This is a genomic window from Caryophanon latum (assembly GCF_001700325.1).
GTDB lineage: Bacteria > Bacillota > Bacilli > Bacillales_A > Planococcaceae > Caryophanon > Caryophanon latum.
This window is the reverse complement of record NZ_MATO01000003.1, coordinates 31546-44546: the sequence shown is the minus strand read 5'-3', so window position 1 is coordinate 44546 and position 13001 is coordinate 31546. Positions and strand designations below refer to the sequence as shown.

At 45.1% G+C, this 13001-nt stretch carries 11 protein-coding genes; 1 reads left to right on the top strand and 10 read right to left on the bottom strand.

Features of this window, described 5'->3' with window-relative positions; translation table 11 throughout:
• Positions 1-36 precede the first annotated feature (36 nt).
• The 8 genes from A6K76_RS01275 to A6K76_RS01240 all read right to left on the bottom strand — a co-directional run bounded on the left by A6K76_RS01275 (position 37) and on the right by A6K76_RS01240 (position 9107).
• Complete coding sequence (locus tag A6K76_RS01275; RefSeq protein ID WP_066461311.1) at positions 37-1047, bottom strand: ABC transporter substrate-binding protein; 1011 nt, start codon at positions 1045-1047, stop codon at positions 37-39.
• A gap of 11 nt (positions 1048-1058) precedes the next feature.
• Positions 1059-2396, bottom strand: coding sequence for an LLM class flavin-dependent oxidoreductase (locus A6K76_RS01270; protein ID WP_066461309.1), 1338 nt, complete (start codon positions 2394-2396; stop codon positions 1059-1061).
• Between the two features lie 50 nt (positions 2397-2446).
• Positions 2447-3262, bottom strand: a complete 816-nt coding sequence (locus tag A6K76_RS01265; RefSeq protein ID WP_066461307.1) for an ABC transporter permease — start codon at positions 3260-3262, stop codon at positions 2447-2449.
• A gap of 14 nt (positions 3263-3276) precedes the next feature.
• Complete coding sequence (locus A6K76_RS01260; protein ID WP_083995167.1) at positions 3277-4077, bottom strand: ABC transporter ATP-binding protein; 801 nt, start codon at positions 4075-4077, stop codon at positions 3277-3279.
• A complete protein-coding gene (locus A6K76_RS01255) occupies positions 4028-4372 on the bottom strand; it encodes a hypothetical protein (protein ID WP_139108626.1) in 345 nt (114 codons plus the stop codon). The genes A6K76_RS01260 and A6K76_RS01255 overlap by 50 nt, the downstream gene beginning before the upstream one ends.
• A gap of 153 nt (positions 4373-4525) precedes the next feature.
• A complete protein-coding gene (locus A6K76_RS01250) occupies positions 4526-5386 on the bottom strand; it encodes a GNAT family N-acetyltransferase (RefSeq protein ID WP_066461301.1) in 861 nt (286 codons plus the stop codon).
• A gap of 209 nt (positions 5387-5595) precedes the next feature.
• On the bottom strand, positions 5596-7392 hold the full coding sequence (locus tag A6K76_RS01245; protein WP_066461298.1) for an ABC transporter ATP-binding protein: 1797 nt from the start codon (positions 7390-7392) through the stop codon (positions 5596-5598).
• Positions 7389-9107 carry an ABC transporter ATP-binding protein gene (locus A6K76_RS01240; RefSeq protein ID WP_066461296.1) on the bottom strand — a complete coding sequence of 573 codons (1719 nt, stop codon included), beginning with the start codon at positions 9105-9107 and terminating at the stop codon, positions 7389-7391. The genes A6K76_RS01245 and A6K76_RS01240 overlap by 4 nt, the downstream gene beginning before the upstream one ends.
• A gap of 554 nt (positions 9108-9661) precedes the next feature.
• On the opposite strand from A6K76_RS01240, the gene A6K76_RS01235 reads away from it, so the two are divergent.
• Positions 9662-11677, top strand: a complete 2016-nt coding sequence (locus A6K76_RS01235; RefSeq protein WP_066461294.1) for a bifunctional diguanylate cyclase/phosphodiesterase — start codon at positions 9662-9664, stop codon at positions 11675-11677.
• A 50-nt stretch (positions 11678-11727) separates the two neighbouring features.
• Here the strand turns inward: A6K76_RS01235 and A6K76_RS01230 are convergent, their stop codons facing one another.
• Together A6K76_RS01230 and A6K76_RS01225 are read right to left on the bottom strand one after the other, a co-directional pair.
• A complete protein-coding gene (locus A6K76_RS01230; protein WP_066461291.1) occupies positions 11728-12177 on the bottom strand; it encodes a threonine/serine exporter family protein in 450 nt (149 codons plus the stop codon).
• Between the two features lie 12 nt (positions 12178-12189).
• The gene (locus tag A6K76_RS01225) at positions 12190-12942 is read right to left on the bottom strand and encodes a threonine/serine exporter family protein (protein ID WP_281181396.1); all 753 of its coding nucleotides are present in this window, start codon (positions 12940-12942) and stop codon (positions 12190-12192) included.
• Positions 12943-13001: the final 59 nt, after the last annotated feature.

Sequence of the window (13001 nt, the reverse complement as noted above, 5' to 3'; positions counted from 1 at the left end):
AACGTAGTGCGGCAATGCTGCCCACTACGTTCTTTATTATTTTGCATACGGATTAAATTCGTTCGTATAAATGTCGCCAATATCGACCGCACCTTCTTTAATCGTGCCGTCCTCCTCTAGCGTTTTTAGCCATACAGCGAAATCTTCATCTGTTAATAAGCCCCCTTGTGCTGATACACCTGGGGATTGGAAGAAGCGCGTATTTTCAACCGCATCGTCTTGCCCGCGCTTCGTTAAAATTGTCGAGTATAGCTCAATTACTTCTTCTTTGTCAGCTTGTTGTAACCAGTCGATTGCTTTTGCTGTGCCTGCTACGAACGTTTTAACGGTATGCGGATTTTCCTCTATATAATCGTCGCTGAAAATTGTCGGTCCAGCTGTAAAGTGACGGTCGTATACGTCAATGTCGCGTGCAACCGTTGCAATGCCGCCACGCTCTAGCGCTAAGTCACGCGCTAAGCCGTTCATAATGACCGCATCGATTTGACCGCTTCGTAACGTTTGCTCAGCTGTTGCCATCGGAATGACGACCGCCGATACTTGTTTGCGCTCCTCCTCCGTTAATCCTTGCTCCTTTAAATAATCCGCTAAAAAAAATTCGTAATGTGCCCCAAGTGTGTTCACGCCGACTTTTTTGCCGATTAAATCTTTCCCTGATGCAATGCCGCTTCCCTCTAGCGCATACAAGCTCGTCGCTGTTGCTTCGTCACTGCCGTACGCCGCGATGACCGCCTTGATCGGTACGTTTTTTGCCGCCGACTTTAAAATCGCACCTGTAAATGCATAGCCGAAGTCAATTTGACCGGTCGCAACGAGCTGAATGCTTTCTGGTCCGCCGACGTAATTGCCGATTATTTCAAGTGTCACATCATCTAAATAGCCAAGCTCTTGCGCTACTTCTGGAAACGTCACAACGCCGGGCTGTGATTGATATTGTAATACTTTATCTTGCTCATCTGCGCTTGCGACTTCCTTTTCACCGCCGCACGCTGCTAATAAGCTACTTCCTAAAATTGCTGCTAATCCGAATGCTTTCCACTTCTTCATACCGTTTCCCCCTATACGTTCGTTACTTGTTGTCGCTTCGCTGGGTGCGTTAACCCTAAATGCTCGCGCAACGTACTGCCATTATATTCTGTGCGGAAAATGCCGCGGCGTTGTAATTCGGGAATAACTAGCTTGATGAAATCATCAAACCCTTGTGGATAAGTCGGCGCTAAAATGTTGAAGCCATCTGCCGCACCGTTTTCGAGCCAACTTTCCATAATGTCCGCAATTTGTGCTGCTGTGCCGACAACTTCGTAATGCCCGCGCCCACCAGAAATGCGCTGATATAGCTGACGAATCGTTAAGTTTTCCTTTTTCGCTAAGTCGACAATTAAATCGTGGCGACTGCCGATACCATTCACTTGCTCGCGTGGAATGTTTGGAAGCGGTCCATCGACATTATAGCCTGACAAATCATAGCCGAAATTGTCCGATAAACGCTTCACGCCCGCTTCTACTGGAATTAAGTCGAGCAATGCTTGATACTTCGCCTTCGCTTCTTCCTCTGTGCGCCCAACAACTGGGAAAATACCAGGCATAATTTTTAAATCCTCTTCAGTGCGTCCGTATTTCGGCAAGCGCCCTTTTAAATCACGATAAAATGCTTGCGCGTCTTCAAGTGACTGCCATGCGGTAAACACGACTTCTGCTGTTCGTGCCGCTAGCTCTTTTCCTTCGTCCGATTGCCCTGCCTGTACGATTACCGCATGCCCTTGCTCCGAGCGTGGTACAGTGATCGGCCCTTTTACTTGGAACCATTCGCCTTCGTGGTCAATTGGCTTTACTTTCGTGCGGTCGTTTAACTGCTCGCCTTGTTGATCGTATACGATGACGTCATCTGCTGTTGCGTTCCATAGCTTCGTTACGACGTCGACATATTCATGCGCTCGCTTGTAACGTACTTCTGGTCGCAAGCTCGTGACGTCGTTATTAAAGTTTGCGGCGCCAAGTGGTGAACTCGTCACAACGTTCCAGCCTGCACGTCCTTTGCTTAATCGGTCAAGTGACGCAAATTGACGTGCGACGTTGTACGGTTCACTAAATGTCGTCGATACCGTACCGACTACACCGATTTTTTCTGTTACGGCGGCGATTGCAGATAGCACAGTAAACGGCTCTAAATGTAAATACGACGTTTGCTCGAATGATTCTGCATCTGGATCGACTGGATTGACGTGGTCAGCAAGGAAAATCGTGTCGAATTTCGCTGCTTCTGCTTTCATCGCCTGCTCACGAATGAAGTCAAAGTTCACGTATTGCTCCTTCGTCGTTGATCGATCTAACCACGCCGCGACGTGATGCCCTGGGAACATGAAAAACGCACCTAAGCTTAATTGTTTTTTTGTCATATAAACCACCCTTTTCACATTAATTTAGTAGGAATTAAAAAGAAAAAATTTTATCGTACTGGCTGCTTCCATCGTGTGAAATAACGCTCTACTGCGAGTAAGCCGTAGTTAATACTTAAGCCGAGCAGCGAGATTGTAATAATGCCTGCATACATTTCTGGAATTAAAAAGTTATATTGTGAATACGTAATGAAGTAGCCAAGACCTGCTTTTGCGCCGACCATTTCTGCGGCGATTAACACTAAAATGGCGCTTGCCCCTGCCATGCGTACACCTGTGAAAATCATTGGCACAGACGCCGGTAAAATGACTTTGTAAAACAATTTGAATGAAGAAATGTTCATTGAACGCGCACTTTTAATGAGCAACGGATCGACGTTTTTCACTGCCGCAATCGTGTTCAGTAAAATCGGGAACGTACACGCAAACACGACGATGGCAATTTTTGATGTTTCACCAATGCCGAGAAATAAAATGAATACTGGCAATAACGCAAGTGCTGCGGTGTTACGGAACACTTCTAAAATCGGATTGAATAAATCGCGTATAACCGGATACCAGCCGATTAATAGCCCTAGTGGAATCGCAACGATAATAGCAATCGCAAACCCTGCAACTGAGCGTATAATACTTGCGCTAAAATGCTCCCATAAGCTCCCTGTTAACAGCAAGTTCCACCATGCTGCAACGACTTCTGTAAATGCTGGGAAAAATGCTTGATCGACAATGCCCATCTTCGGCAAAAGCTCCCATACGATAAAAAATAAAATGAGTACAATCGATTGCTTCAATAACTTTGTCACGTTCGTCACGCCTACGCTTTTTTTCGGCTTCGGCTGTGGTAGTTCTTTATTGAATGTCACCATGCTTCTTTCCCCCCTTAAATGTATGCCCCTTTATATTCCGCTTCGTGTAGTAAGCTCCACACTTCATGTCGCGCCTTCACAAACGCTGGATTTGAACGAATGTCCGCGTCCGCTAAACGATTTTTCAGCGGAATGTCGACAATTTTTTTCACCGTCCCTGGGTTTGGTGATAAGACGACGACGCGCTCCCCTAAGTACACTGCCTCATCAATGCCGTGCGTAATGAAAATAATCGTCTTCTTCGTCTTTTGCCAAATGCGCAGCAGCTCTGCCTGTAACGTTTCGCGCGTTTGGGCATCGAGTGCAGCAAACGGCTCGTCCATAAGCAGCACATCTGGATTAAACGCTAAGCTTCGTGCAATAGCAACGCGCTGCTTCATGCCACCGGACAGCTCATGTGGATAACGGTCTGCGAATTTGCTTAAGCCGACTAACTCTAAATAATGATCGCCTTGCTCCTTCCAATCTTTTTTTGGAATGCCCTTCGCCTCTAAGCCAAACTCGATGTTGCCGCGCGCCGTTTTCCACGGAAACAGTGCGTATTGCTGAAACACCGTGCCGCGATCAAGCCCTGGTCCATCGATTTCGCGTCCGTCGATTAAAATGCGCCCTTTCGTCGGTGTCGATAAGCCGCCAAGTAAATCAAGCATTGTCGATTTGCCGCAACCGCTCGGACCGACCATCGTAATAAACTCCCCTTCATTGACAACGAAATTTAAGTTCTCGACTGCTGTAAATTGTTTTACAACGCCTTTTTGCTGCTCATCACGTACTGTAAATGTTTTCGTGACGCGCTCTAAACGAATTTTTTCCATCTGTATGCCCCCTTGTTTGTAGCTGCTCATGTTGCATTAAAAAATGATCGAGCGTTTTGTTTAAATTGCCGTGACCGAACTTTATATATTTTGTCGAATGCGCTGCGCTTTCGTTAGCGTGCTGTAAAAATTGCAGCATGACGTAGCGGCGCTTTTTCACCTTTTCAAACCCGAGCTCATATAGCCGACAGTCAATCGTATGAAACACCCCTTTATTGACGCGAAAATGTCGCTCGCAAAACTGAAAAAACAACAAATCCGGCTGTTGAATAATGTGCTGTAGCTGTGATTGCACGTCTTCACCCCCAATGCAAAAAGGCTCTCCACATGCTCCGGTTGTCGGATACATGTAAGAGAGCCTCTAGTTTTTCTAGTGAGCTAATTCCTATTAACTTGATAGACTTAATTTAAATTAAACGATTCGAAAAGTCAAACGTTTTTTCAAAATTTATTTTGCGAAGTAATCGAGCTGTGCCGTTTTCGTAAAGCCTGCCTTTTCATAAACAGCGAGTGCCTTCACATTTTCCGTTTCGACATCGAGCAGCACGACGTCATTACTTGCAAGCGCTGCATCGTGCTTTACATGCTGTAAAATCGCCCGCCCGAACCCTTGCCCGCGCAGCTCCCTTTTCGTCGCAAATGCCGTAATCCAGCGCTCGTTATTTAATACCGTCGTCGTTACGGTGCCGACAAGTTGCCCGTTGCTTTCCGCAAGCCAAATCGTCGTCCCCTCGCGCTGTAAATTGTAGTCAATCAGTTGCTGCGACTCATCTGCTGTGTCACCAAATGCATCGGCGTATAGCTCGATTAGTGCCGCTTCATCGTCAGCGTACGGACGGAGCGTCACAGCATTCGTTTCACATAGCATTGGTACTGCTTCAAACGTTGCCTCTGAAAATGAATACGTATAACCGTTCTTTTCAACAAGCGCTCGACCAAACGACGCACCTTCAACAACGACTGCTAAATCACCCGCTGATTGACGCATCGCCAGCGCCTGCTGCATCGCATCAACCATCGCTGTGCCAACGCCGATGTTGCGGTAAAGCGGATCGACGACGAGCGACCAATCAAACGTATGGAAGCCAACGTCATCAAGCGCCGCCGCAACCGCGACTAATTTGTCTGCATCGTCATCATATGCCAGCACGTAAAAGCCTTGCATGTCCGACTGCTGCGCGGCGTACAGGTGAAGCGGCGTGCTGTAGTCTTTGCCGTCAGCTTGCTGTGCCGCCGCTGCAAGCTGCTCAACTTCTTCATATGTGAGCGCATCGACTGGAAACGATGCGGTAATGATAGATATGTTCATGGAAATCACCTTTTCTTAAGTTATGCCACTAATTGTATACGATTGCGGCGATGCGTACAAAAAGAAAAATAAATGTTGATGGTCGCGCATGTGGCTCGCCACGCGCTACCATCAACAGCCTCTTACTCTGAAAAAAGGATTGTGTTAAAGCCTATTCGACTTTTAACACAATCCTTGTTTTATTTAAAATTACTTTTCACGTCGAGCAACTAATGTCCTTCCCACATTCTCGCAAACACGCCGTTTTGTGCAATCAACTGCTCGCGCGTCCCTTGCTCAATGAGTCGTCCTTGCTGCATGACGAAAATGACGTCCGCCTTGCGAATTGTGTTTAGGCGATGTGCAATGACGAAGCTTGTGCGCCCTTCCATCAGCTTCTCTAGTGCTGCTTGAATGTGTAGCTCGGTTACGGTATCGACGCTGCTTGTCGCCTCATCAAGTAGTAAAATAGCAGGGTTCGCCACAAATGCGCGTGCAATCGATAATAGCTGACGTTGCCCTTGCGATAAATTGTCGCCGTTCGCATTTAAGTACGTATCGTAACCATTTTCAAGCTTCATAATGAAGTCGTGCGCGTTTGCCTTTTTCGCCGCATCGATAATGTCGTCAGTCGTTGCGTTTAAGCGCCCGTACCGAATATTGTTTGCGACTGTATCCTCGAATAAAAACGGGTCTTGCAGTACGAACGCCATTTGACTGCGAAGACTTTCACGCGTATATTCGCGCACGTCGATACCGTCAAATAACACGCTCCCTTCATCGACGTCGTAAAAGCGCGCAATGAGCTGCATAATCGTCGTTTTCCCTGCACCAGTTGCCCCAACAAGCGCCACCATTTGTCCGCTCGTCACGTGAAAGCTCACATGCTGAAGCGTTGGCGTTTGCTGCTCGGCGTTGTAACGAAACGTCACGTCATTAAACGATACGTTCCCTTGCAATACGTTCGCTTCTTTCCCTATATCCTCGTCCGCTTTTTCGTCCATAATCGCAAATACGCGCTCTGCACCGGCAATAGCGGATAACACCGTATTGAACTGGTTTGCCAAATCGCTTAACGGTCGCGTAAACTGGCGTGAATACTCGGTGAAAATGACGATTGTGCCGACTGATACGTACCCTTTTAGCGCAAGCATACCACCGACTGCCGCAATGACCGTAAAGCTCATATTGTTTAAAAAATTCATCACTTTCGGAATGTAGCCTGAATACGTCAGCGCCCAAAAGCCGTTGCGTCGCAGTTCGTTCGAGCGCTCACGAAACTCCGCAATAACGTGTTCCTCCTGCGAAAACGCTTTGACGATTTTTTGCCCTGAAATTGTCTCCTCAATCATGCCGTTTAACGAGCCGACCGCTTGCTGCTGCAATTTAAATAGCTTGCCTGTGCGGTTCGTAATCCAGCGCAGCGCTACAAACATAAGCGGAATAATAAGCATCGTTAAAAGCGTGAGCAGCGGGCTTAAATAGAGCATGACCGCAAACGTACCGACAATTGTAAGCACGCTCGAAAACACTTGAATAATCGATGAATTAAGCGTCGTACTGACCGTTTCAATATCGTTCGTCACACGGCTCATTAATTCCCCGTGCTGGCGGCGGTCAAAAAACGGAATCGGCAAGCTTTGCAAATGGCGAAATACGTTCGTGCGCATGCGGTACACTGTTTGCTGTGCAATCGTAATCATCCAAATATTTTGCACGTACGTCGTTACCGAAAGCAAGACGTATACGACCGCAAGCCCAATAATGAAGCGCTCCATGCCGTTAAATTGCCCTGGCACGATAAAATGATCAATCATGTAGCCGATTAAAAACGGTCCAAGCAGCGACAGCGCAGAGCTAAGTACGACCATGCCAATAATGACAATGAGCAATATGCGCTGCTCCGCAAGCAATAGCCAAATGCGATATAGCGTTTGTTTCCAGTCGCTTGCTTTATCGACTTTCTTTTTGCCCTTCTTTTTTAAATCATCCTTCGTAATGACGGGTTCGTAGCCAAATATTTTCATTGTGCAATTCCCCCTTGCTGCGATGCGTAAATTTGTTGATAGAGCGTTGATTGCTCAAGCAGTTGTGCATGCGTACCAATTTGTACAACGCGCCCCTCCTCAAGCAACATAATTTTGTCCATGCGCTCAGCTGTGACGATTTTTTGCGTTACGACAAGCATCGTCATTTGCTCCTCTGCAAGTGCTGCCCATAATGCCGCTTCTGTCGTCACATCAAGCGCACTCGTACTATCATCTAAAATGAGTAGCTTCGGCTGGCGAATGAGCGCGCGTGCAATCGCAATACGCTGCTTTTGCCCACCTGATAAGTTCACACCTTTTTGCCCAACGCGCGTGTCGTAACCGTCATCAAACTGCATAATCGATTCATGAATTTGCGCGCGAACTGCAGCGTTCATTACTTCTGCATCGGTTGCGTCCTTTTTACCCCAGCGAATGTTTTCAGCAATCGTACCTGTAAATAAAATCGACTGCTGTAGCACTAGACCCATATGTGCGCGCAGCTCCTCACGTGACCAGCTTTGAATCGGCAAGTCATTGACGTACACTGTGCCTCCCGTCGCCTCATGGAAATTCGGCACTAAGCTAAGGAGCGTCGTCTTCCCAGAGCCCGTCGCCCCGATAATCGCCACTTTCTCACCTGCTGCAACCGAAAATGAAATGTTTTGTAGCACCGGTTCAACATCCTTTGCATAGCTAAACGATACGTCGTCAAAGCGCAGTGCAATTGGCTGTAAATCGTGTGCAGTCGCCGGCTGTAGATCCTCTAGCCCATCTTCAATAACGAGCACTTCTTTCATGCGATGTGAGCTTGCTTGTGCGCGCGCAAACGCTGAAATAATAAACGCAAACATTGAAAACATCGCCGTCATACGTGTCGCATAGTTAATGATTGCAACGAGTTCACCGACTTGCGTATTGCCCGCTTCAATTTGCGCGGAGCCAAGCCAAATGACAACAAGCAGCGCACCGTTCATGAACACCCATAGCACCGGTAATAAAACTTCCATTAAGCGCAGCGCCTTCATCGTATCGAGTTTTAAGCTGTCTGCGATTTTTTCAAAGCGGCTCGCCTCGTACTGTCCACGTAAATACGCTTTCACGAGACGAATCGCCTGCAAACTTTCCTGCAACACGCGGTTTAGTCGATCGACACGTCGTTGCACTTGCGCAAAGTTACGCGCACCTTTTTTCACGACGATGTATAAAAAAATAACTGCAAACGGCGTGACAATAACGAAATAAAACGCAAGCTTCGCATTAATGAAAAACATCATCACAAGGCTTCCTGCAACGTACAACGGCGCACGCAGCATAATGCGCAGCGACATAAACAATAAATTTTGCACTTGTGTCACATCGCTCGTCAAACGCGTAATTAAACTTGACGCAGGAAATTTCGCATATGTAGACATCGTGAACCGTTGCATTTTTTCAAACAATGCGTTGCGCAGCTCAAACGAAAAGCTTTGCGCCGCATGCGAAGAAAAATACGAGTTCGCGATGCCAAAAAATAGCCCAACTAGCGACAAAGCTAGCAGCACGATCCCCCATTGCTGCACCGCCTGTAAATCATTTTGTAAAATTCCTTCATCAATAATGCGTGCCATAATGAGCGGCTGCAATAAATCAATTGCCAACTCTAGCAGCATGAACAAAAACGCCCAAGCTGCAATCCATTTATACGGCAAAGCATATGAGAACACTTTTCTCATATCAACATAACCTCTCTTTTCTTTCGACTTGCGAAGAAATTTGAATACGCCTATTATGACATAATTTTCTGTCATCGAAAATCATTTTCATTTAAGCTAACATCATACGTAAACGTAATTTTACCTATACGCTATAATATGTTTATGAGTCGTTTTATCACGAAATTTTATATGTTATATTTTATTTTTCATTGTATAAGGACTATTATCTATATAGTGTGCAGAAATATTAGTTTTTTAGGGTATATATAATTAGCGTTCTGGGTATAGAGAAGAAGTAATACACACATATACATTTCGTTTGAAATACACATAAAAAGTTTTAATCGAAAACATAACGAATGAGTACGGTGTAACATTTCTGTAAATTTTTCATATAAAAAATAATAGAATACGTTAAAAAAGGTATCTTCTTTTACCAATAGCCTTTAAAATAGTAAAAAATACCTTATATCAATTCACATCCATATATAATGAATAAAAAAAGTGACTAATTATTTTTATTAAACGAATAACATTAGTCCAAATATATTAAGAATAGGAGAACGAACTAAATGAGTAATTCCCTAAAAAATATAGAAATTGATATCCAGTTCCTAGACCACTATAAGGAACCTGCATTTGCGATTTCACAAAGCGGTACAATTTTCGAATGGAACGAAGCAGCGGAAAAAGTATTCGGCTATACGCGTGAAGATATTTTAACGAACAATACAGACGACTTCACGTCACAAATCACTACAGCTTTGATGCCAAGCAAGGAATCATTCATCAATTTAGCCTCAGTGAAAACAAATCATCAATTAATTTTACAAACAGCTACAAATGAAACGATCTCTGTTTCAGCAGTACTCGTGCCGGCGAAAAAAGGTATCGAGCGTGCTGTCGTGTGCTTATTACACGTTTTGGAGGAAAAAAGTGAAATTGGCTACAAAGTACAACACTTAGAAAGCATTACGAACGGCTTAGAAAAATCATTTATGCTGACGTATTTGGATTATGACGGCTTCATCATCGGCTGCAATAGCCAATTTTTAAAGACGAGCCGCTGGACACCAAAACGCGTAATCGGCAAAACATTTTGGCAGCTGTTCCCAGACAACGAAAATACAGCAGAAGACGTAGAGCAAATTTGGCAGCAGCTTCAATCTGGCAACTCATGGCAAGGCGAAGTGGAAAAAATGACGAAGGATGGACAAACGTACTTCACGCATTTAATCGCTATCCCAACGATTGCAAAAAATTCAAATGACCCTATTTTCGTTCTTATTGAGCGCGATATTACAAATCACCGTCAGTTACAAACACAGCTTGAAAAAATCGCCTACATCGACCAAGAAACTGGGTTAATGAACACGCACCGTCTTGAAAATGTCATCGAAGAAAAAATTAAAGTTGGGCGTCACTTCTCGTTCGTTTATTTAAGCATTGATAAATTTTACACGTTAAAAGATTTATATATCGGAAAATCGGATGAATCACTCATCGTCGAGTTTACGAAGCGCATGAAAATGTACTTCCAAGATAGCGTCATGGCACGCATTAACGAAAGCGATTTCGTCGTGTTAACGCCACTTAGCGATTGGTTCATTCAAGGCTTCCTTACGTACTTACAGCAAAATCCGATTTACAACAATCATTCTGCCGTACCGATTTCAATTAGCGGTGGCATGACGCGCTTCCCAGAGGATCAAACAACATTCTCTCAAATGATGAAAGCATCTGTTGCGACGATTTCAACAGTGCGTGAAGCAGGTGGCAACAACATCGTATCGTTATCAAAAGCATCGCATAAAGCATTAAACCGTCGCTCAGTCGTTGAAAAGCGCTTACTACTTGCACTGGATCAACGCAACTTAGATGTATACTATCAGCCGTTAATTGATACTGCGTCGAAAAAAGTAATCGCGATGGAAGCGCTTGTACGCTGGCATGATGAAGAAATTGGTACCGTGACACCGGACGAGCTTATTCCAATTGCCGAAGAAACAGGCTTAATTAGCGAAATCGGCATGTTCATGCTAGAAAAGGCGTGCTTACAAGCAGTTGAATGGCATACGCAAGGACACGATTTAAAAGTGAGTATTAATTCATCAATTCGTGAATTCCGCGGTAAAAACGTCGCTAAAACGATGCTTGAAATTATTGAGCGCACTGGCTGTCCAACGACGTCAATCCATTTAGAAATTACTGAGAAATTCGCGCTCGAAGCGGAAAGTGAAACGTCGATTATGGCACAAATGCGTACGCTTGAGCAAGCTGGCATTTCATTCATTTTAGACGACTTCGGTACAGGCTACGCATCGTTCCGTTACATGCAGCTATTGCCGATCAAAACGTTAAAAATTGACCAAACGTTTATCGCGTCGATGTTAAAATCGGAAAAATCAGCGCAAATCGTCAACGGTATGGTGCAGCTTGGCAAATCGATGAACTTCTCTGTTATTGCAGAAGGTGTCGAAAATGAAGAGCAAGCAGAGCTACTTCAGCAATTTGGCTGCGACGTGCTGCAAGGCTACTACATTAGCAAGCCAGCATTACCGAGCGAGCTAAAAGCGTTTTTAAAATAAGCATAAAAAAATCCTAGTGGCGATGTTGTCCACTAGGATTTTTTCATTTACTACACCGTTTTTTGCTTCGTCATCGCCTTGCGCATTACTTGTATGAACACTTCAGCGAACACAATACCCATCGCGATCGCCCCGGCAATCATGAACACGCGCGCTGAGTATTGCACCCCCATCGTAAAGTCATTTTCCATTAAGCTGCGCATCGCATTGTATGACGTTCCCCCGGGCACGAGTGGAATGATGCCTGATACGTTAAAAATCATCATCGGCACGCGTAAACGCTTCGCTAAAATGTGGGCGCAAATACCGACGAACATCGCACTCGCAAATGACGCATGAATAATATCAAATGCGTATAGCTCCGTTAACACGAAATAAATGAGCCAGCTCGTCATACCAACAACGCCGCAATATAGAAGCTTACGAAATGGCGCGTTAAAAATAACGCCAAAGCATGTGCTCGCCAAAAAGCTGACGACTGCTTGTATTACATAGTCCATTCCTTCACCCCTTTACATAATTGTTAGTGCAAGTGCGATACCTGAGCCGATCGCGAACGCCGTCAGCAGCGCTTCAATGCCACGCGCGAGCCCTGATGTGAAATGCCCCGCAATTAAGTCGCGAATCGCAATTGTAATAATTACCCCCGGCACGAGCGGCATGACCGATCCGATAATGATCGTATCGAGCTGCTGTCCGATGCCGAGCTCAACGGCAAGCGCTGCAACAAGTCCGACTGCTACTGCGGCGACGAATTCAGAAAAAAACTTAACTTTCGTGGCGTCCGTTACGAGCAATAATATCCAATAACCGAGTCCACCTGCGACCATCGCTGGAATGAAATCTTGCCATACCCCTGCGAACATAATTAAAAAACAACCACTTGCTAACGCTGCTGCTATTATTTGCATAAAAACTGGTAACATATAATTATTTTTTTCTATTTTTTTCAGCTCGTCATACGCTTCTTCTAATGTTATGATACTAGAAGTGAGCTTTCGTGAAATGGTATTTACTAGGGAAATCCGATGTAAATTCGTTGCGCGATTTGGAATTGATGTAATACGTGTCGGCTGTGTACGACCGAGTGAGAATATAATGCCAGTCGGTGTTACATAGCTTTGTGCGCTCGTCATTCCTTGAGAGTGCGCCATACGAAGCATCGTATCTTCCACGCGATACGTTTCAGCACCGCTTTCCATCATAATGCGGCCTGCTAATAAGAAACAATCTATTGCAAATTCTGTTCGCTCGTTATAATCCAAGCTATTTCCCTCCTTTTGCAATATAGTCACAGCAATCTTAACGAACTTATATAGCAAAA